Below are 26,284 nucleotides of genomic sequence, written 5' to 3'. Positions count from 1 at the left end.
AAACCTAACCCTATGTTTTTAGGCTAGGTTTTCTGAACAACTTTTTCAAGCTTATTTTAGTGAAATTTTAAAAATTAAAATCCACACCTACTGTAAAGTTTCGCCCAATTTGTGGCACATTCGCAATGAATGACTCATGTTGATAAACTTTACTATCTAATAAATTATTCGCTTTGGTATATATACGATATCCCATATTTTTTGGGAGTACGCCACTGTAGGCAAAGCCTAAATTCAACATATTATAACTCTGTCCATCTGTTTCATAACTTGCAATATCATCTTGTTTAAATACATGATAATACTCTGCTGAACCTGTATATCCATTGCCAAAGTCTGCATTTACTCGTGCACCCAAGCGACCACCTGGTATACGTGGTGCATTACCTGCATCTTCTAATTTGCCACGTACATAGTCTCCAAATAAGCCAACCGTATAACGTGGTGAAAGCATATAAGAAATATCTCCATCTACACCATAAAAACGTGCCTCAGACTGTGTATATTGAATTAAACGGAAATCTTGATAGCGATCTAAAGTATTGGCATAAATAAAGTTATCAAACCAATTGTGGAATACACTCACATTATATTTCAAACGATCATTGTCAAAGTGAAAGCCCAATTCAAGATTATTTGATTTTTCTGTATCTAAATGGTCATTGCCTAGCTCATAAGTATTTGTTGCCATGTGCTTACCATTTGAGTATAACTCTTGTGCCATAGGCAAACGTTCTTGATGTGAAGCTGTTAAAGACAGCTTATAGTTTGGAACAAACTCCCAATCCGTAGAACCGGCAATAGAATAAGCAGTACCTTCAAAATTTTTCGCATCAGGATTAATATTTGCACGTTTCACATCAATCTTTTGGTGATCGATACGTGAAGACACTTGAAAATGAAGTTGATTCCACTGTTTTTGTTGTAAAGCAAATAAACTATATTTTTGGGTGGTTGTCGGATCCATTAACGCCTCATCGCCCCCAATGGTCAGCTTTTGTTGCGTATATTGTGTACCAAACTGACCTTTCCAGCCTGCCCATGCCTCATTATCTAATGTAATACGCGCATCGGTACCACGACTTTTAAAGGTCGTATCTGGTGTATCACCATCCATTTCTTGATGCTGATAGTCTGTATAGTTGACTTGTCCGGCTAATTTTGAAAAACCTGCAAAAGGATCGTTCAACTCTGACTTTATCGCATAGCGTTTTTCTTTTAAATTAATCCATGATAATGCGCTATCATCTTCCTCTTGAGCATGTCCACAAGAGTCTGCGGTAAATCCTGTTTTAGTATTATTAATTTCACATGCACCATAGGCTGCATTATCACCAGGAATACCATAGCGATCATGCCTTTCGCTATAGGATATGCCTGTAAAACCACGGTCATAAATCCAAGAAAGCCCCACGTTATAATCATGCGATTTTGCAAATGTACTGTCTTGACGACGATCCAATGTTTGCAAATCTTGAGGAAGAATATAATTGTTGGCATCACGATTTAGACCACCTATACGCAATGCAACCTGATCGCCTAACCCAATCGTTGCATTGCCCGAATATAGCATCTCATCACTTGCTGTGTTGTAGCGTGCACCTATGCGCCCTTCATAACCTTTTTCAGGCATTTGTGTAGGAATCTTATTATCGACCACATTAATTAAACCACCTACAGATCCCGCGCCATACAATAATGCCTCAGGGCCTTTCAAAATTTGAATCTCTTGTGCAGAGTTTGGATCTACAGTGACAGCATGATCTGGAGACACAGAAGAAACATCTAGCGCATCTCCACCATTTTCAGTGATTTTGACACGTGCCCCATCTAAACCACGAATAACAGGTCTACTTACACCTCCAGTATATTGAGCAGCATATACCCCTGACTGACCATTGAGCGCATTCCCAATGGTGGTTGCACCTTCGATCAACTGCTTTTGTTGTAAAACATGATCACCTGCTGTTGTATCCAACAGAGAACTTGGCGTTTTATCTGCTTTTAATTCGATTGGAGATAAACGATCTACCACTGATGAATCTGCCACTTGTTCAGCAAAAGCACTCTGCATGGCAACAGAAAGTAAAGACAATACAAATAAATGCTGTTTAATATACATAATTCAGGCCCAATTTTAATTATAGTTATGTTATAACATATTTATTAATTTACAAGATTTTTCTAAAGTTATTGTTTTTTATACGTTTTATAAAAAAATAATCTATTTTAAAGCCAATAACTTATGACCATTAAGTCGAAGATTCTCATTTGTATAAATTATTGTTCAAATTAAAATAGATGGCATATAATTTTTAAAAAAGAGAAATAAAAAAACGTAAATTAAGTTTCAATATCAATATAAAATGCTATATAAATCACATAAAAAATCTTTTTTATTTAAAAAATCAATGAAATTTTAAATTTCACCACAAAAAACGTTCAGTAACTTCTTGTGTTGAACTACTATTTAATTGTAAAAATATGAATATAAGAAACGCTAAGATGTCTAAAACAAACGATAGAAATAGATCAAGGACACGGTGATGATATGAAAACAACTGCAATTACCTTAAGTACAAACCCCACATTTGTGACTGAAGACGTCGCCTATATACAAGCTATTGGCGGAGAGTTTTTATTTGTATTTTCTGAAAAAAAACCCACCAATTTGAATCCGAAAGAAGCACATCTCGACACTAAAGTATATGTAGATGGTAAGTTAGGTAAACTATGGGCATGGAAAAAATACTCATGGAAAACAAAACTTATTGTCTCTAGTTCATAATCTTATAACATCAAAAAATGAACGGAGAGCAAAAATTATAATATAGCATCTGTTTTCACACTCTAAATCGTTGTTTAAAGCCTGAAATATCTATACTCCACACAAGGTTTCATGAGGTTTTTTCCCTACCCCCTTGAGCCTAAGCCATGAAGTGGGCATAATTGAGTGTTTCTAAGTAGTAAGTAAACACTTACTTAAATAATTTTCACAAGTTTTAAATAATAGAAGTTGGACTAAGTACGCCATGATGCGAACTCACTACTGCGGCTCACTCACAGAAGCCCAAATTGATCAAACAGTTACATTATGCGGTTGGGTACACCGTCGCCGCGATCATGGCGGTGTCATCTTTCTTGATATGCGAGACCGCGATGGTCTTGTACAAGTGGTTATCGACCCTGACACGCCTGAAGCATTTGCTACTGCAGATAAAGTACGTTCAGAATTTGTATTAAAAATTACAGGTCGTGTCCGCCGTCGCTATGAAGGCACAGAAAATGCCAATATGGTAAGTGGCCAAATTGAAGTGCTCGGTAAAGACATTGAAGTATTATCTGCTTCTGAAACACCACCATTTCCACTTAATGACGAAAACATCACTGTTTCTGAAGATGTTCGCTTAAAATATCGTTTCTTAGATATTCGTCGTCCTGAGATGCTTGAGCGTTTACGTTTCCGCTCTAAAGTAACAAACCTTATTCGTAACTATTTAGATGGTCACGGTTTCTTAGATGTTGAAACTCCAATTTTAACCAAAGCAACACCTGAAGGTGCACGTGACTATCTTGTACCAAGTCGTGTATCTAACGGTAGCTTCTATGCTTTACCACAGTCACCGCAACTCTTTAAGCAATTACTTATGGTTGGTGGTATAGACCGCTACTATCAAATTGCTAAATGTTTCCGTGATGAAGACTTACGTGCAGACCGCCAACCAGAGTTTACTCAAATCGATGTTGAAACATCATTTTTAAATGATGATGAAATTATGGATTTGATGGAAGGCATGACTGTAAAAATGTTTAAAGATTTACTCAATGTCGAATTTGGTAAATTCCAACGTATGCCATACAGCGAAGCAATGCGCGACTATGCATCAGATAAACCAGACTTACGTATTCCATTAAAACTGGTTGATGTTGCAGACTTAATGCAAGAAGTCGAGTTCAAGGTATTTGCTGGACCTGCAAAAGATCCAAAAGGTCGTATTGCAGCTTTACGCGTACCAAATGCAAGCTCACTTACACGCAGCCAAATCGACGAATATACAAAATTCGTTGGAATTTATGGTGCTAAAGGCCTTGCGTATATTAAAGTCAATGAAATTGAAAAAGGCATTGAAGGGCTTCAATCACCAATTGTGAAGTTTATCGAACCTATTGTTATGCAACTTTTAGAACGCGTTGGCGCAGAAAATGGAGACATTGTCTTCTTTGGTGCAGACAAAGCGAAAGTTGTAAATGATGCAATGGGTGCTTTACGTGTTAAAATTGGTCATGATTTAAACCTTAAAACATGTGAATGGGCACCGCTTTGGGTTGTTGACTTCCCAATGTTTGAAGAAACAGATAATGGTAAATGGACATCTGTACACCACCCATTTACATTGCCAAAAAGTAGCGTAGAAGATGTGAAAAACAATCCAGGTGAAGCTCTATCTGTTGCTTACGATATGGTTTTAAATGGTACAGAGATTGGTGGTGGTTCTTTACGTATTCACACTCTCGAAATGCAAAAAGCAATTTTTGAAGCGCTTGGTATTTCGGATGAAGAAGCAGAAGATAAATTTAGCTTCTTACTGAATGCATTAAAGTTCGGTGCACCTCCGCATGGTGGTTTAGCATTTGGCTTAGACCGTCTTGTGATGTTAATGACAGATGCAAGTTCTATTCGTGATGTTATTGCATTCCCTAAAACGAAGACTGCAGAGTGTCCTCTGACAGAAGCACCGGCTCCTGTAGAAGCAACACAGCTTCGTGATTTAGGTATTCGCCTACGTGAACAACCTAAAAAAGATGCTTAAATAATGAAATAAAAGACCCTGCTTCGCAGGGTTTTTTATTAATTGTGCTTCATGTTTCACAATGGCATAATATAGACATATATTAATAGGGAGTTCATTCTATGGCTATGCGCCCAGAAGTACGTCGTCGTGCATTGGTCATCATTGTGTTTTCTATAGTACAGTGGTGCATTATGAACTACATCATTCATAATGAACTATTTAATATGACTACTTATCAACGCATTTTATACTTCTGTGTTAGTAGTTTATCTGCTGCTTTGCTTATCTTTGTATCATTAATTTATATGGTACTAAAAGGAAATGCAGAGAATCATCAGAACTAATCGCTCTTCATATATTAAAAACAAATTTTTTAAAGCAACTATACAAATTATTTTAATTTGAATAGCTTGCTTTTTTGTTGATAGACTATTTTCGATGCAACCATTAAAAATTTTTCGCTACATCCCGCTAAAAGCACTTCAAAATATTGCTCAAGCATGTGCTTGGTGGCTAAATCGATCACCTGAAAAAGGTATGCTTCGCAAAGTCCTTATTAACTTAAAATTGGTATATCCACATTTACAAGAAAAAGAAAGAGAAAAAATTGCCAAGCAAAGTGTTATTAAACAATGTATGTCTTATGCAGAGTTTATGAAGTGTTGGGCAATGCCGCCTCAATGGAGTATAAATCAAGTGACTACGGTTCATCAGCTTGATGTACTGACTCAAGCACTTGCTGACCCAAGAGGCGCTCTCATTATTACACCTCACTTAGGCACATGGGAAATTATGAATGCATGGGTACATCAGTATGGAAAGCCCACCATTATGTATAAACCCATTAAAGAAAAAATCATGAATGACTTTGTACTTCATTCTAGAGAAGGACTACAGTCTAAACTCGTGCCAACAGATGCGACGGGCGTAAAGTTACTCTTTAAAAACTTAAAAGAAGGTGGCTTTAGTGTCATTTTACCCGATCATGTACCTCATCCTTCGGGAGGTGTCATTGTTCCTTTTTTTGGTATTCATACACTTACAAGTACATTGGCCAGTAAAATGGCTCAAAAAACAGGTTGTCGCCTTGTTGGACTCAGTTGTTTTCGTAAACCAGATGGCCAAGGCTTCGAAGTGTATTGCGATGCATTAGATAACCCTAACTTATATAACAAAGATATTCATATTGCGACAACAGCTATGAATGAAGCGATTGAAGAAATGATTAATCGTTCACCAAGCGATTATATGTGGGGCTACAAACGTTTCAGACATGTGCCAGATATTCCTGATGTCTACAAATAATTGTCAATTGGCAGTTAATTTATACTAACCACCAAAGACCTTTTATCATTTATCAAGATTCATTTTTTCTACAAGAGAGTAACTCAGAACTCAGAATCTCCTTTGAGCAACTTTCCCAAGAAGCTGGCTGATATTCATTAGAGATTTTTCTTTCTTTTTCAGTAATATAATCTGGATGATTTATTAAAAATTTAAATCGTTCAATCCACTGTTCTAGATGATGTGGGTCTGCATAATCTATATATGATCCCCCGACTTCAAGCAAAGAGCCTGTATTTGAAGATAAACAAAATTTACCTAAAGATAGACTTTCAGCGACAGGTAAGCCATAACCTTCTATAAAAGATGGATACAAAGTAAACCAACAATGTTGATATAACTGTATAAGATCAGAATCGGAGACATTATCTAAAATAAAAATTTTATCTTTAATTCGAGAATCATGATCTAAATTGTGTAGTAATTTTTCTACTTTCCAGCCCCTACGCCCAACAAAATAAACTCTCGGTAGATTCTCTACACCTTGTTCTAAGAGCTTTAAATACATTTGATAAATTAAATCATGATTTTTTCGAGTTTCAATAGTAGATACAAATAAGACATAAGGTTGATTAACCATATCTTTTAATTGCTCGCTACTCTTATTCATAACTTGCTTTATATGTAAGTCACAGCCTAAAGTCACTACTGACATTGGTGTCTTTTTATTATCTACTTTTGCTTGATACTCGGCTAATTCATTTTTAGTAAATTCAGAGTTGCAATAAAAATGATCAACTACTTTAAAGGTTTGATGTATATATTTTGAGAACAGTCGTGTATTTTGACTTAAAAAAAACTCTGGATAATTAATTGGAATCAAGTCGTGACATAAAAGCCTTAAATGAATATCTACTTTTCTTTTAATCTTTTCAAAAGCAGTCATTTCACTCGAAGTTAAATTTTGTCCTACGGAAATAATTATGTCGCCATCGCAAAACTCATTACACACCTTTCCCAAGTGAACTTTGAATGTATTCCAACGTTTTGCAGTGCTTCTTTTTAATTTTGGTAAAAATTTAATCTTTTTCTTTTTCATTACACAATCATGTTTCAAATTATGTAAAACCTCAGATAACTGTTGGCTCTCAATCTCAATAAAACCCAAACAATCATCAAACGTACAAAATCTAATTTCATATTTCTGCTGATATAATTGATACGCATACGAACACAACTCATACTCTGTACGCGCAATACCACTAAATTTATCAACTTTTAAAATATTCGAAATATTTACCCAAAGCATTACTTTACACCTATAATCATCTACAATTTTATATTTCTCGGACTAGAATCATCTAGTTCTTCATTTTCCCCATCGCTTTTAATGTATTTTTAACTAAGCGAACACCAAAAATATAGAAAAAAGAAATAAAATTAATTGTAGTTCCCTGATCAATTACAGGTCTTTTATAGTTTGCATAATGACTTGTTAATACTTTGGTATGCGATTTATTTTTTAATGCATTATATACAAAGCCAAGATCTTTATCGTAACGTTCAAATCGAATAGCATGCTGATTTTTGATTTCATAAATTGCTTTCGTATAAGCCACAGGGCCCGTTACGAATAAGACCCCCCTTTTTCCATAGCAATGAAATCGATAATTCCAAGCACGATAACTCAAAATATTGTCTACAACTGTATCTACAACATGCTTCATTATAGGAGAATTTTTTTCAGCGATAATAAACCACTGCTGATACTCTCCATGAGCTATGTTTAGATTTTCTCTTAAGCAACGAAATAATCCTGCACCTTCATCTTTCTGGCCAGGTTCATTCTGCCATTGAGTAACAATAAATTGGTCATCTGATTGAATGACATCACTTAATGGATAAATACAGGTACTTTTAATATCTAAATACACACCACCTTCTTTATACAGCACTAAGTATCTAAATAAATCTGCTTTAGCAGCACCATAAATCGGATTAATTTTTAGATATGCAGTTAAGACTTTCTCATCAAAGTTTTTTCGAATATATTCTAAAATATCTTCATCTGTATAAAATCGATATTCCCAATCTGGATTTAAGCTTTTAAGACCTTCCACAATTTCAAGAATTTCTGGTGGAAGTGCTTCACTTCTATACGTTTGGTGAATGATTTTAGGAATAACCATCGATTACTTTCTTCCGTACAAGCTATCATCAAAATGAATAATATCATCTTCAAAAATAGTAATATATCTTAGACCTATGACTGGCATTTGCTATAGGGTTTAAAGATGAATAAGGCATGCTGAATCGCCAATAACACGAAGCAACTCAGGTCAACTCAAGATACGCCGTTTCAGTTGTTTAACATTCAACAGCTGAAAAAGTCATTTTTCTTTGAAAACTTAACTACTGTATATTCATTACATCTGTTCCCAATCTGCAAAATCATTACCATGCTACCTAAAATCATTTAAACCCCATGAATCAATCTAAGTTAAATCGACGATTGTCGAGTTGAATTTCTCGACGTGTAAATTTAAAAATTCCTTTAATTTGATGGACACCTAAAGACAATTGCTGCACCACTCTATTTTTTTTATACTTTATTTTTGCAATAGATGAAGTAAGCGCATTATTTTCATGATTGTTCTTTATAAAACCAATCACTGAACTGTGCATTGCAGGCACTTTTACCTGATACATCTCTGCTTTATCACTTTGTAATGCTGCAGCAGGCTCTATCTGATAGCCAATTAAACTATAACAATTCCATATAAACTCATCTGCTAGTTTAGGATAAGTATGCTCTAAACGTTTAAGTAACTTATTCGCACCAGATGGAAATAAAATATAAGCTGCCGCTCCACTACGGTCTTGGTACAACTCAAATAAATGATAATTCTGTGCTACCGTTGCAACACACTGTTTGGAAATCATTTTTTTTCGTCCATGCACCTCTAAATTTACAACATCAATATTTTTAAGTGTTGCGACATCATGAAGAATATTTTTTAAATCTCTGACTAAAACAGCATCATCTTCTAGAATTAAACAAGGTGCATTTGCTTCAATAACAGCCGTCCATGCCTTCTTATGACTGAGAAAGCAAGCTAGTTCTGACTGTTTCATTGGACGTTGGCCATTAAAAGCCAAACGCTCATAGTCCTTTGTTGATATTTCCTCAATAGAAACAGCAGGTAGTCTTTCAAATGTTAATCCAAGCTTTTTGAACTGTGTTTCTTGTTGCTTCAAACGATCAGTACATTGCTCTAAATTAATAATGAAAACATTCAATGAAACTTACTCCGAGATATCTCTATCATTTTGTTCGTGCCATAACATTAGATATTTATCTAATGTATACCCCATTGTCGCAATCGCAAAAATAAGCCCATAACCTTTGGTACGCCATGCTGAACGCAGAACATACTCTCGGATAAATGAAACAAATGCTCTTAAAAATGCACTTATCAACCATATAGATTTCTTTTTAAGTGCATTTTGCTGTGCCCATTGATGACTATACTGAATATTCTTGTATAAAAAATGAAAAAGGCTATCATTTGTATGATGATAGAGCACACCTTGGAGTATTTCTCTCCGTATTGCTTTGCGGTCTAAGGACTCATGTACTTCTGCATCACTAAAATCAAACGATTGTCTTGCATATAAACGATCATAAGCATCAAAATAACCTTGACGAACAACCCTGCCACAAAAATAGTCGCGTCGATTGAATGCATATACGACATCGGTTTTTACAGGTTGTTGAAGAATATTTAAAATTGATGCTCTTAATGTATGATCTAAACGTTCATCTGCATCTAGTACCAAAATATAATCAGACGTCGCATAGGATTGCGCTATTTGACGTTGCTTACCAAAACCTTGCCAATGGGTATTTATGTGCCATTTTGCACCATAACGTATTGCAATTTCTCTCGTTAAATCTGTACTTCCAGAATCAAGTAAAACAATCTCATCGACTAAATCTTTCACTGTATCTAGGCAAGCAGCAAGATGCCGTGCCTCATTCTTTACAATCATGACTAAAGATACAGTAGATCGTTTATTTTCTGGTACTAAAACCGTTTGTTTTTCAGTTTCTAAAAGCGATTTTTTAAAGGTTTGCTCTGCTTTATTTTCGGCAAGATCATATAAAATCGCGTATTTATTAAATGTATATTGAGCAAATAAAGCTGCATAAAACAGGCCATACTTACCCATTAAGAAGCGACCATCGACAATATACTGTTTAAAAAAAGCCCAAGAAGAACGCAAAAAGATCGATGAAACAGATACTCTTTTTCCTTTTGGAAAACGATCCTCCGCCCATGCTTTTGCATAAGAAAGTCTTTTATCTAACCAAAATAATGGCGTATCGGCGGTATGGTGTAATAAAAAACCGTCTAATTTTTTACATGTTGCATGATTTAAATCGACAGATTCATGCACAAGATTATCGTTATACTGATAATTTTTAGGGTACAAACGCCAATGTGCTTTTACTGGCCAGTATGGATTATCTATCTTATGCCCAAAAATACAATCTATGCGTTTAATACCATACACCACCTGTTCAGGCGGATTTTTAATGACTTCTAGAATACTATCTCGCAGATGAGGAGTAATTTCTTCATCAGCATCTAATGCAAGAATCCAATCTCCAGTTGCATATTGCTGTGCTATCTGACGTTGCTTACCAAAACCTGGCCAATTGGTATTGCGATGCCATTGTCCACCTGCTTGTTGAACCAAGGTTTGCCCATGATCCGTACTGCCAGAGTCAAGCACAATCAACTCATCAATCCAACCATGCAGTGCAGGTAAACTTTTTTCTAAATTTTTAGCCTCATTCTTCACAATCATAACCACACTTAAACGGTATGGTCTAGGTTGCTGATTAATTGCAGTTCCTGAAGTCATCATTACTGCCACGCGTCTTTAATCCAATCTGATGGCAAGACATAGCGGTACCATTTTCCACCTGTCCCATTAATCGCATCCGGTGGATTAATTTCACCATGGAAAATAATCACTTTTACACCAGCGGGTTTAATAGGTGGCTTAAAATAAGCAAAGGGAATTTTATGTAAGCAATGATATTTATAACTTTTACACCAACTGTCTGGCCAATACGTTAATGTGCCATGTTGGTCAATAAACCACGAGAGATAAGCTTGCTCATTACGAAACTTTTGTCTAATGTCATCAAAGTTTTTTCTAAAATAAGGAAGTACTTCTGGAAATGCTCCAATTTTAAAGCGATATACCGAACTATTTCCTGTAATACGCCAAGGTCTTTTCCAGTCATGAATAATTAAAAAATCACCTTCTTGTTGGAAAAAACAATCGATATTATCAACAATGACTACATCTAGATCTAGAAATAAGGCATTTCCTTGTAAACCATATAAATCGGGTTCAAATGTAGACAGTTTATTCCAACCACGTTCAGGGCTACCTTCAGGTAAATCTAAAGGTGGAATTGGATAACACTCTACTTCTGGCGTAATTCCTTCAGAAATATCCGTGAGACAAACCATCTTAAATGGCAACGTTAAATGGCGTTTGACCATGTTATATAAACGATTCACATATTCAGCACCATATTTTGTGCCCCATTTCATACACAAAATAATATTTTCTTGCACATCCTGTGCTTCTGACTTTTGAGAATCTAACATGTTACGCTACCTACTATTCATAGCCACTGACCTGACAACGGGGCAATTTTAGCATAAAGCCCATAAGGCAGATATAAAAAAAGGCGAACTTCATCGTTCACCTTTTTTATCAAAGATTCAAACTAGTTTACATATGTTAACCAATGTTCATACTTTGGATTTTTACCTTGCACAGCATCAAAGAATGCTGCTTGCAGTTCTGTTGTGATTGGGCCACGTTTGCCTTCACCAATTTGACGATCATCATACTCACGAATTGGTGTTACTTCTGCCGCAGTACCTGTGAAGAAGGCTTCATCTGCAATATAGAATTCGTCACGTGTAATACGGCGCTCTACAACCTCATACCCGAGATCTTTAGCAATGGTAATAATCGTCTGACGTGTAATTCCTTCGAGTGCACCACCCGCTAAATCAGGTGTATGTAGTACACCATCTTTAATAAGGAATACATTTTCGCCAGAACCTTGGCACACGAAACCTTGTGGATCCATAAGCATTGCTTCGTCGTAACCTGCATGAGCAACTTCTTGGTGTGCCAAAATAGACACTGTATAGTTACCACAAGCTTTTGCTTTACACATTGTCACGTTAGGATGATGGTGTGTAAATGAAGATGTTTTCACACGAATACCCTGTGCCATCGCCTCTTCACCCAAATACGCACCCCAACCCCATGCAGCAACTGCAGCATGAATTGAGTTATCTGTTGAAGCAATACCTAGCTTTTCAGAACCAATCCAAATAAATGGACGTAAGTAACACGAATTTAATTTATTTTCACGTACTACATCAATTTGAGCTTGTTCCAACGTCGCTTGGTCATAAGTTACTTTCATCTGATAAATCTTTGCAGAGTTCAGTAAGCGCTTAGTATGATCTTTTAAACGAAAAATTGCAGGGCCTTTTGCCGTTTCATAAGCACGTACACCTTCAAAGACACCCATACTGTAGTGTAACGTATGTGTTAAGACGTGGATTTTTGCATCACGCCAATCAATTAATTTTCCATCTTGCCAAATAAAACCATCACGATCAGCCAAATTCATGGCGCATACTCCAAATTTCTACATTATTATTGACTGTCCAAGACATTTTCTGCCGTTGGATCAATTAGTTTTTGCCACAATTTGCAAACGATCTCGCGGGTGTCTTGCCAATCCGTTGCTTGGACTTGCATGTTATGATTTGCAAGGGCTAAACGGTGGCTTTCGGCTCGTTCACTCAGGTAAGCTTGAATCAAAGCCTGCGCTTCGGCATTGGATAAAGTGCCAAGTCTTGCAGCATCTTCTAAGATTCGAACATTGTCAGAGTAGCGGGCGAGATCAGGTTTCGTCCCACTCCATGCCAACACCATATACTGTGCCATAAATTCAATATCAACGATACCACCTGCATCCTGTTTTAAATGAAAAATACCTGATTTTTTTTCTGTCTCATTTGAACCTAAATGATCTTTCATCTTCTGACGCATTTTCAGTACTTCATGTTGAACACTCTGAACATCACGTATTTGTGTGAGTACATCTATACGAATCTGCTCAAACTGCTCCCTTAAACAGTCATCGCCCGCTATTGAGCGTGCTCGCACCAATGCTTGATGCTCCCACAGCCATGCACTTTTTTCTTGATACAAACCATATGCACGTAAACTGGTCACCAACACGCCAGACTCCCCAGAAGGACGAAGGCGGGTATCAATTTCATAAGCACGACCATCTAAAGTTTGTGTGGTCATCAGTGACATAAACTTTTGCGCAACTTTTAAAGCAAATTCGAAACTGGTAATTTGCTTTAAACCATCCGTATCGGCTTGCTCATCTAAATCATGAATAAACACCAAATCTAAATCAGACCCATAACCTAACTCTATACCACCGAGCTTGCCATAACCAATAACAATGAAACCCTTAGTATCTAAGGTACATCGCTGACCACTTTTAAGAATAGGAAAGCCAAATCGGTCAGCAACTGCTCGATATGCCAAATGTAAAGTAGTTTCTACACTCACCTCTGCAATATCTGTCAGTGCATCTGAAACTTTCATTAAAGGACTTTCAGCCAAAACATCACTAGCAGCCACAGTTAATACATGACTTTTTTTAAACAAGCGTAGTACACGCATCTGATCTTCAATTTGATCTGCTTCAACACGCAAAAGTTGATGACGCATGGCATCTTGTAAATCTAGACGAGTAGGTAATTCAAAATCCATAGATAAAAAATCATCCAGTAATACAGGATACTGTGTTAATTCCTGACAAATCCAAGGGCTAACAACAGCCATCTTAATCAGCCTTTGTAGAGCACCTTTGTTCTCAATGAGCATGACCAGATAGACTGTACGCCTCAATACAGACTCAACAAGTGGCATTAAACGTAAAAGTGCAGTTTGAGGTGATTCGGATTCTAAGATCAGTTCAACAAATGGTGGCCAAAATGCTTTTAATCGCTCAAGTGCTTGTGCTGGTAGCTTTTTTACAGCATTACTTGACCAAAACTCTTCTACCAATTGTTGTCCACGCTCATCTAAATAGACATTTAGACGTTGCTGTAAATCTTCGTTATTTTTTTCTACAACTTGTCCATCAATATTTTCTTGAATGAGTAATTTAAACTGTGCTTTAACGACTTCACGCTTTTTATCCAAATCAGATAAAAATAAGCACCAATTGCTATAGCCGAGCCCTACCAATAAACGCGCTTTTAAATCTTCATCAGTCGGCAAAGACTGTGTTTGTTGATCATTTAATGCTTGAATAGCATGTTCAACCCGTCTTAAAAAAATGTATGCATCTTTAAGCTCTCTTACAACAGAAGGTGCAAGCAAGTCTACCTCTGCAAGATGCTCAAGATTAACTAAACACTGCCTGTCTTGCAGCTCAAGTTTAGCTCCGCCATAAATAAGCTGAAAGACCTGTACAATAAACTCAATTTCCCGAATACCACCTGCCCCAAGCTTAATATCGTCTTGTAAATTTCGCCGTACCACTTCCTTCTCTATCATGCTCTTCATGTCACGCATTGCAGAAAAAGCTGTATAATCGACATAACGACGGAAAACAAAAGGACGTGTCATCGCAAGAAGTTCTTGTCCTTTTTCCATACCTGTAATAATTCTTGCTTTAATCCAAGCGTAGCGCTCCCACTCTCGACCATGTTGAATTAAATATTTTTCTAACCCAGCATAACTCATTGCCAAAGGTGAGCCATCTCCCCAAGGTCGTAAGCGCATATCTACTCTAAAAACAAATCCATCTGCTGTAATATGGTCTAAAAGATAGATCAGTTTTTGCCCCCATAAAATGCAAAACTGTTGAACATCTATCGTTTTTCTGCCATTGGTTTCCCCTTGCTCATCAAATGCAAAAATAAGATCTATATCACTCGACAGATTTAACTCTTGTGCACCTAATTTACCCATACCAATCACAATAAGGTCTTGCACTAACCCATCACAACCAATGGGTTCACCATATTTTTCTAATAAAGGTTTTTTCGAGAAATCTTTGGCTTCATTAATACAAACATCTGCAAAATCAGACAATTCTTTAGTGAGTTGAACAACATTTGTTAATTGATTTACATCTTGCCAGATCCATCGGAACATTAATCTTGCACGTAGAACCCGTAAAAGCTTCATCCACTGTTGTTCATTTTCACAATCTTGTAGAGTCTTTTGCGTCAGTTGCACAATTTCACGTTGTGAAAGTAAGCTTAAGTATTTATCTAATTTATAATCTTCTTCAATTTGCTCACGGTAAATAGAAAACACTTGAGTGGCATACACACTTGCGTTTAATGTTTTTTCTAGTTGTTCTCTATTCATGATTTAACCTGTACCACGTCCAATATATACAAGTTAAACATAAAATAATTTACATGCTTTGTCTTTATAACTTTTCGAATTTATACAGCAACTTTCTCTACCCGATGTTTAATATTATGGTCTTGTTGTATATTCGGTAACAAAATCTCAAAAGTTGTTCCTAAGCCTTTTTGAGAAGTTACCTTAATTTCACCATGATTTAAATCTACAAATCGCTTACAGAGAACTAGTCCTAGGCCTGTACCTTTCTCACCAGCAGTCCCTGTTAAAGAGGTTTTAATTTTTGGCTGAAAAATCTCAATTTGTTGCTTTTCATCCATACCTAATCCGGTGTCGGTAATTGAAATACGAACATGATCTTGATCATTTTCAGCAGAAATGATTACTTTCCCCATACCATCTGTTGGGGTAAATTTAAGTGCGTTTGAGACAAGGTTCTGCAAAATAGACGTAACCATATTAATGTCTGCATACACCTCAAGCTCATCTGGTATCTGATCAATTAACTGAATCTTTTTATTCATTGCTAAACTGTTTAAAACACCTGTAACAATTTGGCTCGATCGATGCAAACAAAAAGCCTTAGGGTGATAGACAAAATGTCCACCTTCAGCCATTGCCCAGTTCAGTAAATTTTCAAGTAAATGATAGGTTGATTGCGCTGTGTCATTTAAATAATTGGCGATACGTTGCAAACTGTCTGGATCTAATGTTCTAATTTCATCTGCGAGCACTTCTGAAAAACCTAACAACCCATGAAATGGTGCACGTAAATCATGTGCAATAATTTGGAAAAACTTTGTTTGGCTATAGGTTAAAGCAGAAAAGTTATCATTTATCTCTTTTAACTCTGCATGCGACTGTTTTAAAAGAATATATTCATTTAAGTCTTCACATACTTCTTCAGCTTCTTCAGTAGCTAAATATACTTCATTTTCATCTTTCTCATTACACAGCAGTATAAAACCTATGGTTTCTTTTCCTTGACCTATTGGAAAAGCTGCAACGTGTTTTACAGGGAAAAAATGAGATTCTATGAGTTGTTTAATTTCAAGATATTGAATATGGCTTGAATTTATACATCGCTGATTTTGAATATAATCGGTTAACGTTGTCGTAAGTGTAGACGGTATAGCATGTGTTTCTAAACCATTCTCGACGTGTGTAATACATTTCCATGCATAGGGTTCATCTTTAAAAATACAAATACTATGCTCAAAATTTGTTGTTTTTACTCGACGTAGACACCGCATTAATTTATTATTTTTTGCGGAAGAATCAAGCAAAAGTGCACGATGACATGCGCTTAATTGCTCAATGTGATCGATATATGATACTGCCATGTGTCCCTCTCATATCATTGTTTTCTAGTTTTCACTACGGAGAAACCTTACGTAGATAGTGTTAACGGTTTTTACAAAAAAATCAAATAATGAATAGAACTTTTACACTTAATTAATTTATTTTTAATCTACTATCGTTAAAAAGTATAAGTGTCACATTTAAATTTTTTTCTGCAAAACAAAACACATTTATAAAAAAATGAATTAAATTAAGTAACTTATGTGTTTTTGATAATAAGCAATACAAATGAAAGGGTTACATTATAAATTGATGATTCAATATTCCAATGATAACAATTCAAAATAACAATCATGTATTGAATTAACGGCAAATAAATAAAGCATTTGACTCAACGGTTCAAAATCATAACCTGAATTGTGAATAAAACCTAAGAATTAATTGAAATTTCACATAAAAATAGGCTCGTATTGAGCCTATCAGATCTATTGAATAAACGACCTCTCATCTTGCAGCATTCCTGTCTTAGAATGGCACGCAATATATTCATAATATTGAGACTTTGCAGGCAATACCATGACTTCATGAAAGAGTTTTAAAGAGATATTAAACTGCATTTCCCTAACATACGACATAAACTCTGCAAAAATTGCAGTATGTGTTTCATGAGACTTCGCCCAGTTCTCTAAATGTTTTAAATCCTTAAAATGTGCTAGCCCAAACGTCTTGTCAATTTCATCGCCTGTATCTTTATCTAACACACGCATATATCGACAACTCAGACATCCCTCCTTTTTTCCATCAAGAGCTAAAAAGTTCATACCATGACGCAGAATCGGCTCTACATGCTTTAAATAAATATTTCTTTCATTACCAACCGTATGACTCCAGTCCTGCCCAGAGCGAATTAAACTTAAGTTTTCCTTACCTTTAATCTGTATTCTTTTCTTACTCACCTCAATTCTACTTTCTTTAGTAATACTTTCTGCTTGCAATAAGTGAGTTTGCGCTATAGGTAATCGATCTCTCATACTTCCATAATATCCATGCTCTTGAATCTCACCACTCATTCCCTTTGCAAGATGTGCTAACCCTTCTGGTGTCTTAGGATCTGAGAAAATCATTTCGAACTCGGAAATTTTGGGATAATAGACCTCAAGAAAGTAACCACAAGACTCCGCTTCACGCTCTTTATCTTTCCACCATGCTTCAAAGCCAGAAGATCTAAACCATGCTTCAAATACTTGAGTGGATGACCAGTACATTGTCACAACCAGATGATAAAACCCAAGATGATCTCTATAAGTGGATGGAACCCAATATTCAGGCAAATGATTTTTCTGAAGATATTGGGTCACTTTTCGATGTTCATCAAAATGAATGCTTTGCAAAGACTGAATTGCAAAGTAGACCACCACAAATTGTTCTGCATTATTTTCAAAGCGAGATGTCCATGCAGGAAATGGAGGCAGATACTCTTTATCTGCCTTATGATGTGGACATGTACGCTTCTCCTGTAAGTCTCTAGGAATAGCCGATTCCACAAACTAACTCTCCATCGCCTCTAATTCATCAATAATCATGTCTGACTCAAGTGCATAGTTTTGTTTTTTAATCACTCGCTTCGTTGCTGTTTTATTAAAAACAAGTTGGAATACGTCTGGTCTAGAGTAATGCCCTACAGGATCTGCAGCCGTTTTTGCAAGGGTAATCAGATTCAAATCTAATGTTGCATATAGAAGCCCCTCTTCATCTTCAGCAAGAGGTTCAACTAAATCTTTCCCATCTGGTCCAAAAATACGTGCATGACCGCCGCCGAGTTTAAGTAACTCTCTTTTTTCATCAGTATCGCACATCAAATCTTGCATCTCTTTAGACACAATTGCACATGGCGAGATTACAAAACATTGACCTTCAGCCGCATAAAGTCGAGATGCAGCAATGTTTACTTCAGGACCAATAGACCCCATATGTGGCTGATACAAAGAGAAACTTGGCCAAGCAGCAATATGAATCTGCTCATGTTGTGAATACATGGCATAGCGTGCTAAAGGTTGTAAATGCTCCCAACAACACAACGCACCTATTCTTCCCAAAGAGGTTTCATCTACACGAATTGAACTTCCATCACTTTCTCCAAATAAAGTGCGCTCAACATGTGTTGCTTTCAATTTACGGCGTGTAGAAACAGTTTCTCCTCTATTATCAATAATCCATTGAGAAATATATAAGCTTCCATGGTCTTTCTCACTAAAACCAAGTACGACAAAAATATTATTTTGCTTTGCAGCTTCTCGAATTAAGAATGCCTTTTCAGAATCTAACTCTAATGAGTTTTGATGATACTGATATACCAGAGGCATATTTTTCATAGGTGTATCTAGCCATAAGAACCATGGATATCCAGGAATCCATGTTTCAGGAAATGCAATAAGCGTTGCACCATTTTGGGCTGCTTGCTCAATCAGCTGAACTGTTTTATCTACAGTCGCGTCCAAATTCATAAATACGGGTGCAGCTTGTACACATGCAACTTTAATTTGTTGAGTCATTTGAGTTTCCTATGGGTCTGCTGAGTGCCTATTTATTTTTATAATTTAAATTTTTATGTGTGAGGTATTCTGAGAAAGAACGATAACTTGACTGACAGCGAACACCGCATGTTTTTTTAAAATTTAGGTATGAAATTTGCTTATTTTTTAATGCTTAATATTCGGATGTATATACGATGAAAACGATATGCTTAGATAATATTAAAACAAGTTATTTTGATACACGAGATATTGTTCTCAAACAACGTAATGACTATTGGCAAGATGCCATTAGTCAAGTTTTTGTTCCTTTAGACTCTCAAACAGAATCTTCAGAATCATTTTGGGGAAGGCTTGAATCACGTACATGTTCGGACTTAACCATTGTGCGAGTACAAGGTGCATCACAACACGTCAAACGTTGCAGACAAAAAATACGTAAAACACCTAAAGATCTCGTGTTAATGAGCTTTATGTTAAAAGGAAAAATGGGGCTAGATTATTACCAAAAACAAATTACCCTCAAAGAAAAACAATTTGTCTTTTATGATACAGATCAAGAATATAACCTTAATTTAGACACTACCTTTGACCAAATTGTGGTTGCTATTCCAAAAGCACGTTTTGAAGCGAACTTTGGCACATCTAAAGACTTATATGGTTATAGTTTTGGAGAAAATCATCCTTTACAGCAGTTTTATGAACACTGTTTACAAGATATTTTTACTACAAACCAGCTATTTACTGAACCACAACAATGCATGATTGAAGAACACCTATTTCACCTTATGACCCATATGGTCGCAGATCAATATCCAGTAAAGACCTCTTACTTATTCAACGATATTAAACAATATATGACTGCAAATCATGTCGATCCTCAGCTAAACATTCATGAAGTTGCTCAAGCATTTAGAATCAGTACCCGATATATCAGTAAACTTTTTCAAAAGGAAGATATGACCTTTGGTCAGTTTTTATTGGCTGAACGACTTAGACATGCTAAACAACTTTTGCAAATTACACCTAAAGACATGTATGCAGTTAAACAAGTGGCATATGACACAGGATTTAACGATTTGTCTTATTTTTCCAGAGAATTTAAAAAATTATATGGACTTACTCCATCAGAAGTTCGTCCACTAAATACTTAGGTTTCGAGTGGCTAAGGATTTGATAAAATAAGTTGATAAAATGCTAAATCTAACCAACGATCAAATTTGAATCCGACTTCTGGCAAAGTACCAACCAGACGAAACCCTAATTTTTCATGCAAGCGAATACTGCCTTCATTTTGCGCATCTATACCACCAATCATAACGTGGATATTGTTTTTCTTCGCTTCTTGAATAATTTCTTCCATGAGCTTACGACCTAACCCACAGCCCCTAAACTCTTTATGAATATAAACCGAATGTTCTACAGTATGTACATACGCAGGAAAATTTCTAAAAGCGCCATAAGTAACAAAACCCATTAAGATCCCATGTTCATTTTCAAGACCAATCACAGGAAACTGCATACTTCGCTTAAGCTCGAACCACTTTTCTACATCTTGTAAGGTGCGTTCTTTGTATTCATACAAAGCTGTCGAATTTAAAATTGCATCATTAAATATTTCTAATATACGTTTACCGTGCTGTTCGAATGTACAACGTATCACTTGAAAACTGGTCATAAAAATGACTCACTGCTGCCATGAAGGTAGAAGTAGTTTAAGCAAAATATAAATTTTTAGAAGTAGCCAGATGAAATAATTATGAGGGTATTAATATAATTTAGAATAGCTTACGAATGTAAGACTTGGTCCCGAGGGTCGGACTCGAACCGACACATCATCTCTGATAGTGGATTTTGAATCCACCGCGTCTACCAATTTCACCACCTCGGGAAGAGTATGGGTTTGTGATGTGTATATTACGCAATTTCTTTACATTGTCAATCTATTTACGTTCAGAGTGGTGGTTTTTAAACCACATACAGTTTAAAGCCTTTGTATGCTTAAAAGAGAAAATGTTTATAATACATAAAAATCGCTTTAATGATGACTATGCAACTCTCAGATTTTAACTTTGACCTTCCAGATGAGCTTATTGCCCGTTACCCACTTGAACAACGTAGTGCCTCACGTCTATTACATGTAGATGCTTCAGGTAATTATCACGATCATCAATTTACAGATATTGTAAACTTACTCAACGAAGGAGACTTACTTGTATTAAACGATACTAAAGTTATGAAAGCACGCCTTAAAGGTAAACGTGAAAGTGGTGGTGCTGTTGAAGTACTAGTAGAACGTATGCAAGATGAATTTGTTGCACACTGTCATATTAAAGCAAGCAACTCTCCAAAGCCTGAAACGACCTTATTTATCGGAGCGGGTGCCGTACCTGTTACTGTTAAAGGTCGTCATGAAAACCTTTACATCGTAGAATTTTCACAGCCTATTTTAACGGTACTCGATTTATATGGACAGCTACCAATTCCTCCTTACTTCAATAGAGAAGCCGAAGAGATTGATACGGAACGCTATCAAACCGTATTTAATGACCCGACAAAACTAGCAAGTGTTGCAGCGCCTACCGCAAGCTTGCACTTTGACGATGTATTACTTGAAATGTTAGAGAAAAAAGGGATTCAAAAAGCTTTTGTTACCTTGCATGTTGGTGCAGGCACATTTCTACCTGTACGTACCACTGATATCGAAAATCATATTATGCATAGTGAATGGTGCCAAGTTTCTTCAGAAACTGTTGCACTTATTCAAGCAACCAAAGCACGTGGCAATAAAGTTATTTCTGTAGGTACAACAGCAACTCGTGCAGTGGAAAGTGCTGCACAGGCACATGGCGGAGAACTCAATGCTTGGACAGGTGATACTCAAATATTCATTTATCCGGGCTATACATTTTGTGTTGTGGATCGTTTAATTACCAACTTCCATTTACCAGAATCCACCTTATTAATGCTTGTTTCAGCTCTATCTTGTCGTGAGAATATTCTTAAAGCCTATCAGCATGCTGTTCTCGCAAAATACCGTTTCTTTAGTTATGGTGATGCCATGCTTATTGATCAAGCAACAACCTAAATATACAGGGTTATATCACGTGAGATATAACCCTATTTTGATCGTATTATTCATGATCATGATGCACAAAACCCTTCTTTAAACCAAATCACTCAGAATAAATCTTTGAAAAAAACATAGACTTCCTTACAAAACACCTGAATAAAAGGTGGCATCTACAGGCATAATTTAGGAAAATAGATCACTTTTAAAGAAGTGCTTAGGCACTCAGTATCAGCGAACTGTTTTTTCGCCTCGATTCGGATGACATATGAAGTTTGAAAAGTTAGGTCAGTCAGGTCGTGCCCGTCGTGGCCGCTTAACACTTGAACATGGTGTAGTTGAGACACCTGTATTTATGCCAGTAGGTACTTATGGCACAGTCAAAGGGATGCTTCCTCGCGATATTGAAGAAATTAATGCCCAAATTATTTTAGGAAATACCTTCCATCTTTATCTACGCCCTGGTCTAGAGGTCATTAAAAAACATGGTGGACTACATGAATTTATGAAATGGAATAAACCCATTTTAACTGATTCAGGTGGTTTCCAAGTGTTTAGCTTAGGCGCAATGCGTAAAATTAAAGAAGAAGGTGTTACTTTCAGATCTCCGATTGATGGTTCTAAAGTCTTCTTATCGCCTGAAATTTCAATGGAAATTCAGCAAACACTTAATTCAGATATTGTGATGATTTTTGATGAGTGTACACCTTACCCAGCGACCCATGAACAAGCACAACAATCTTTACAGTTAAGTCTGCGTTGGGCGAAACGTTGTAAAACGGCACACACGAACAATGGCAACCCGAATGCACTCTTTGGAATTATCCAAGGTGGTATGTATGAAGACTTACGTGATGAATCTTTAAAAGGTTTGCTCGACATTGGTTTCGATGGCTATGCCATTGGTGGCCTCTCTGTTGGTGAACCTAAAGATGAAATGATTAAAGTCTTAGATTACTTACCAAGTAAAATGCCTGAAGATAAACCACGTTATTTAATGGGTGTTGGAAAACCAGAAGATATCGTCGAGGCAGTTCGTCGTGGTGTAGATATGTTTGACTGTGTGATGCCAACACGAAATGCACGTAATGGACACTACTTTGTAACAGATGGTTTAGTACGTATTCGTAATAGCCGATACCGTCACGACCAAGGGCCTCTAGACCCTCATTGTGATTGCTATACATGCAAAAACTTTACACGTGCATATTTATACCATTTAGAGAAGTGTGGTGAAATGTTGGCTTCTATGTTGGGCACAATACATAACTTACGTTATTACTTACGCTTAACAGAAACCATGCGCCACGCACTTGATGAAGGAACATTTGATGCCTTTGTAGAAGACTTTTATACACGCCGTGGTTTAGAAGTTCCTCCTTGTCCTGCTGAGTAATCTTTATACATTTGCGCTCAATGCCAAGACAAGGTACATTGCTCAAGTAATCAAGTATCTTTTTTGATTTTATTATTTAGGAAATTTAAATGAGCCTGTTTATTTCTACTGCTCACGCCGCTGAAGGCGCTGCACAGCAACCAAGTATGATTGCCAATATTGGTATGATTGTTGTCTTTGTTGCAATTTTTTACTTTTTAATTTGGCGTCCACAATCTAAACGTGCCAAAGAGCATCGTGCCCTCATTGAAAGTTTAGGTGAAGGCAGTGAAGTGGTTTTTGCAGGCGGTCTGATGGGTCGTATTACAAAAATTGACGGTGACTATGCTGTGGTTGAACTTAGCCGTGGTGTAAACATTAAAATTCAACGCTCAAGCGTGATTTCAGTTTTACCAGAAGGTACTTTAAATAGTCTTTAATTTTTTATTTCAAGTCGTGCAAATGCACGACTTTCTCATATTAAGAAGATAGCAAATGCGTTACCCTGCATGGAAATATTTACTAATCATCTTTGTTCTAGTGATTAGTACATTATACGCACTGCCAAGTTTGTACCCAGATGAACCTGCTGTTCAGATCTCGGGAGCGAAGGCTGGTACAACAATTGACCAGTCTATCTTACAAAAAGCAGAGCAAATTTTACAAAGTGAACAAATCGCAAGCCACGATAACAGCTTTACCAATAATGCTGCTTTATTACGTGTAAGCAACTCAAGTGCTCAATTAAAAGCACAAGATGCTTTACGTCGTGGTCTTGGTGAAAACTACGTTGTCGCACTTAACCTTGCACCAACAACACCATTGTGGTTACAAAAAATTGGTGCTAAGCCAATGAAGCTCGGTCTCGATCTTCGTGGTGGTGTTCATTTTCTACTTGAAGTAGATATGGACAAAGCGATTGCACAACGTATGGAAACATCTACGACTGATTTACGTCGTCAATTCCGTGATAATAATATTAAATTTAACAATTTAAGCTTAAATAATAATGTTATTACTGTGCAATTTACAGACAATACAGATCGCGATAATGCGATGGGGTTCTTACGCCGTAATGGCAATGAATTTTCTCAGCAAGCACTTGCAACAGATGCAGGTCCAACATTACGCCTAACGTATACAGATACACGTCGTCAAGAAATTCAATCCTATGCGGTTAACCAAAACTTAACAACGTTACGTAACCGTATTAATGAACTTGGTGTTGCCGAAGCTGTAGTACAAACTGAAGGTAGCAACCGTATTGTGGTTGAATTACCAGGTGTACAAGATACTGCTGAAGCAAAACGTGTACTTGGACGCACAGCAAACTTAGAATTCCGTCTTGTTGCAAATCAGAATGATCAATTTATTGATGCCTATACGGGCAAATATAATGGTCAGCCACTTCCAGCAGGTACAGAACTTTTTGCTTATCAATCGTTAAATAGCGGTCGCCAAATTTTATTACAGCGTAATCGTATTTTAACAGGTGAACGTGTTCAAAATGCATCTTCTGGCTTAAGTCAAGATTCTGGCGGTGCTGAAGTAAACATCACGCTCGATAGTGCTGGTGGTAAGCTCATGTCAGATGCGACCCGTAGTGCTGTTGGCAAACGTATGGCTGTATTGTTCATTGAGAATAAACAACGTATTACCTATGTAGCTGACCCAACAACAGGCGCTCAAACAGAAGTACGTACGCCATATACTGAAGCAGTTGTAATTAATGCAGCAACCATTCAACAAGTATTGGGTTCACAATTCCGTATTACGGGCTTAAGTTCACCACAAGAAGCAGCTGAGCTTTCATTAATGCTTCGTTCAGGCGCGCTCGCTGCACCGATGTACTTTGTTGAAGAACGTGTGGTTGGTCCAAGTCTTGGACAAGAAAATATCGATAAAGGCATTTTGTCTACTGAGGTTGGCTTTATTCTCGTAGCATTGTGGATGATCGTTTTCTTCCGTTTATTTGGTTTAATTGCAAACTTTGCATTGGTTTTTAACCTAGCCATGATTCTTACTATTATGTCTTGGATTGGCGCTTCCCTTACCCTTCCTGGTATTGCTGGTATTGTCATTACTATTGGTATGGCGGTCGATGCAAACGTTCTTATTTGTGAACGTATTCGAGAGGAAATGAAATGGGGCGCTTCACCGAAGCAAGCGATTGTTGCGGGTTATGATCGTGCCTATAACACCATTTTCGACTCGAATTTAACAACATTTATTGTTGCTTTTATTCTGTTCGCAATTGGTTCAGGTCCAATTAAAGGATTTGCCGTTACACTTATGATTGGTATCGTTTGCTCAATGTTTACAGCAATTACTGTAACACGTGCAATTGTCCAACTCATTTATGGCAAACGTCGTAACTTACAGAAGTTGAGTATATAAGGAGACACCT

Annotated in this window: 21 protein-coding genes and 1 tRNA gene; 9 read left to right on the top strand and 13 right to left on the bottom strand. The window is 36.7% G+C overall.

The window, feature by feature from the left end:
• Positions 1-67: 67 nt before the first annotated feature.
• On the bottom strand, positions 68-2,122 hold the full coding sequence (gene znuD / locus OZX61_RS02015) for a zinc piracy TonB-dependent receptor ZnuD (RefSeq protein ID WP_277095142.1): 2,055 nt from the start codon (positions 2,120-2,122) through the stop codon (positions 68-70).
• Positions 2,123-2,551: 429 nt separating this feature from the next.
• Here znuD and OZX61_RS02010 point away from each other — a divergent pair, with 429 nt between their 5' ends.
• The 4 genes from OZX61_RS02010 (at position 2,552) to OZX61_RS01995 (ending at position 6,098) form a co-directional block, all read left to right on the top strand.
• Positions 2,552-2,788, top strand: coding sequence for a hypothetical protein (locus OZX61_RS02010; protein ID WP_195771367.1), 237 nt, complete (start codon positions 2,552-2,554; stop codon positions 2,786-2,788).
• A 244-nt stretch (positions 2,789-3,032) separates the two neighbouring features.
• On the top strand, positions 3,033-4,811 hold the full coding sequence (gene aspS, locus OZX61_RS02005; RefSeq protein WP_277095141.1) for an aspartate--tRNA ligase: 1,779 nt from the start codon (positions 3,033-3,035) through the stop codon (positions 4,809-4,811).
• Positions 4,812-4,912: 101 nt separating this feature from the next.
• Positions 4,913-5,137: a hypothetical protein gene (locus OZX61_RS02000; protein WP_195771369.1), complete on the top strand. Its 225-nt coding sequence runs from the start codon at positions 4,913-4,915 to the stop codon at positions 5,135-5,137.
• Between the two features lie 94 nt (positions 5,138-5,231).
• Complete coding sequence (locus tag OZX61_RS01995) at positions 5,232-6,098, top strand: lysophospholipid acyltransferase family protein (protein ID WP_277095140.1); 867 nt, start codon at positions 5,232-5,234, stop codon at positions 6,096-6,098.
• A 52-nt stretch (positions 6,099-6,150) separates the two neighbouring features.
• On the opposite strand, the gene OZX61_RS01990 is transcribed toward OZX61_RS01995, so the two are convergent.
• The 10 genes from OZX61_RS01990 to OZX61_RS01945 form a co-directional block, all read right to left on the bottom strand.
• On the bottom strand, positions 6,151-7,386 hold the full coding sequence (locus OZX61_RS01990) for a glycosyltransferase family 1 protein (protein WP_277095139.1): 1,236 nt from the start codon (positions 7,384-7,386) through the stop codon (positions 6,151-6,153).
• A 52-nt stretch (positions 7,387-7,438) separates the two neighbouring features.
• The gene (locus tag OZX61_RS01985) at positions 7,439-8,266 is read right to left on the bottom strand and encodes a glycosyltransferase (RefSeq protein WP_195771372.1); all 828 of its coding nucleotides are present in this window, start codon (positions 8,264-8,266) and stop codon (positions 7,439-7,441) included.
• A 301-nt stretch (positions 8,267-8,567) separates the two neighbouring features.
• Complete coding sequence (locus OZX61_RS01980; protein WP_195771373.1) at positions 8,568-9,377, bottom strand: glycosyltransferase family 25 protein; 810 nt, start codon at positions 9,375-9,377, stop codon at positions 8,568-8,570.
• A 6-nt stretch (positions 9,378-9,383) separates the two neighbouring features.
• Entirely contained in the window at positions 9,384-11,012 is a 1,629-nt protein-coding gene (locus OZX61_RS01975; RefSeq protein WP_277095612.1) for a glycosyltransferase family 2 protein, read from the bottom strand.
• Complete coding sequence (locus OZX61_RS01970) at positions 11,012-11,770, bottom strand: glycosyltransferase (protein ID WP_195771374.1); 759 nt, start codon at positions 11,768-11,770, stop codon at positions 11,012-11,014. Before OZX61_RS01970 ends, OZX61_RS01975 begins: the two co-directional genes overlap by 1 nt.
• Positions 11,771-11,892: 122 nt before the next feature.
• Positions 11,893-12,819: a branched-chain amino acid transaminase gene (locus OZX61_RS01965; RefSeq protein WP_195771375.1), complete on the bottom strand. Its 927-nt coding sequence runs from the start codon at positions 12,817-12,819 to the stop codon at positions 11,893-11,895.
• A 26-nt stretch (positions 12,820-12,845) separates the two neighbouring features.
• A complete protein-coding gene (gene glnE / locus OZX61_RS01960) occupies positions 12,846-15,599 on the bottom strand; it encodes a bifunctional [glutamate--ammonia ligase]-adenylyl-L-tyrosine phosphorylase/[glutamate--ammonia-ligase] adenylyltransferase (protein WP_277095138.1) in 2,754 nt (917 codons plus the stop codon).
• A gap of 80 nt (positions 15,600-15,679) precedes the next feature.
• On the bottom strand, positions 15,680-16,942 hold the full coding sequence (locus OZX61_RS01955) for a HAMP domain-containing sensor histidine kinase (RefSeq protein ID WP_277095137.1): 1,263 nt from the start codon (positions 16,940-16,942) through the stop codon (positions 15,680-15,682).
• Between the two features lie 444 nt (positions 16,943-17,386).
• Entirely contained in the window at positions 17,387-18,445 is a 1,059-nt protein-coding gene (locus tag OZX61_RS01950; RefSeq protein WP_277095136.1) for a phenylacetaldoxime dehydratase family protein, read from the bottom strand.
• Positions 18,446-18,448: 3 nt separating this feature from the next.
• Positions 18,449-19,453 (bottom strand): carbon-nitrogen hydrolase family protein, encoded by a 1,005-nt coding sequence (locus OZX61_RS01945; RefSeq protein ID WP_195771379.1) that lies wholly within the window; start codon positions 19,451-19,453, stop codon positions 18,449-18,451.
• A 176-nt stretch (positions 19,454-19,629) separates the two neighbouring features.
• Between OZX61_RS01945 and OZX61_RS01940 the strand changes: the two genes are divergently transcribed.
• Complete coding sequence (locus OZX61_RS01940; RefSeq protein ID WP_277095134.1) at positions 19,630-20,586, top strand: response regulator transcription factor; 957 nt, start codon at positions 19,630-19,632, stop codon at positions 20,584-20,586.
• A gap of 11 nt (positions 20,587-20,597) precedes the next feature.
• Here OZX61_RS01940 and OZX61_RS01935 read toward each other — a convergent pair whose 3' ends face one another.
• Positions 20,598-21,110 carry a GNAT family N-acetyltransferase gene (locus tag OZX61_RS01935; RefSeq protein WP_195771381.1) on the bottom strand — a complete coding sequence of 171 codons (513 nt, stop codon included), beginning with the start codon at positions 21,108-21,110 and terminating at the stop codon, positions 20,598-20,600.
• Positions 21,111-21,236: 126 nt separating this feature from the next.
• Positions 21,237-21,323, bottom strand: a tRNA-Leu gene (locus OZX61_RS01930).
• 159 nt (positions 21,324-21,482) lie between these two features.
• Here OZX61_RS01930 and queA point away from each other — a divergent pair.
• The 4 genes from queA to secD all read left to right on the top strand — a co-directional run bounded on the left by queA (position 21,483) and on the right by secD (position 26,274).
• Complete coding sequence (gene queA, locus OZX61_RS01925) at positions 21,483-22,520, top strand: tRNA preQ1(34) S-adenosylmethionine ribosyltransferase-isomerase QueA (RefSeq protein WP_277095133.1); 1,038 nt, start codon at positions 21,483-21,485, stop codon at positions 22,518-22,520.
• A 250-nt stretch (positions 22,521-22,770) separates the two neighbouring features.
• Complete coding sequence (tgt, locus tag OZX61_RS01920) at positions 22,771-23,898, top strand: tRNA guanosine(34) transglycosylase Tgt (protein ID WP_277095132.1); 1,128 nt, start codon at positions 22,771-22,773, stop codon at positions 23,896-23,898.
• Between the two features lie 89 nt (positions 23,899-23,987).
• Positions 23,988-24,317 (top strand): preprotein translocase subunit YajC, encoded by a 330-nt coding sequence (yajC, locus tag OZX61_RS01915; protein WP_195771384.1) that lies wholly within the window; start codon positions 23,988-23,990, stop codon positions 24,315-24,317.
• Positions 24,318-24,372: 55 nt separating this feature from the next.
• Positions 24,373-26,274: a protein translocase subunit SecD gene (gene secD / locus OZX61_RS01910; RefSeq protein WP_195771385.1), complete on the top strand. Its 1,902-nt coding sequence runs from the start codon at positions 24,373-24,375 to the stop codon at positions 26,272-26,274.
• The last annotated feature ends 10 nt before the right edge of the window (positions 26,275-26,284 follow it).

Origin of the sequence: Acinetobacter sp. ESL0695, assembly GCF_029392135.1 — a bacterium.
Lineage (GTDB): Bacteria > Pseudomonadota > Gammaproteobacteria > Pseudomonadales > Moraxellaceae > Acinetobacter > Acinetobacter pollinis.
This window is presented reverse-complemented; position numbering and strand designations above follow the sequence as displayed.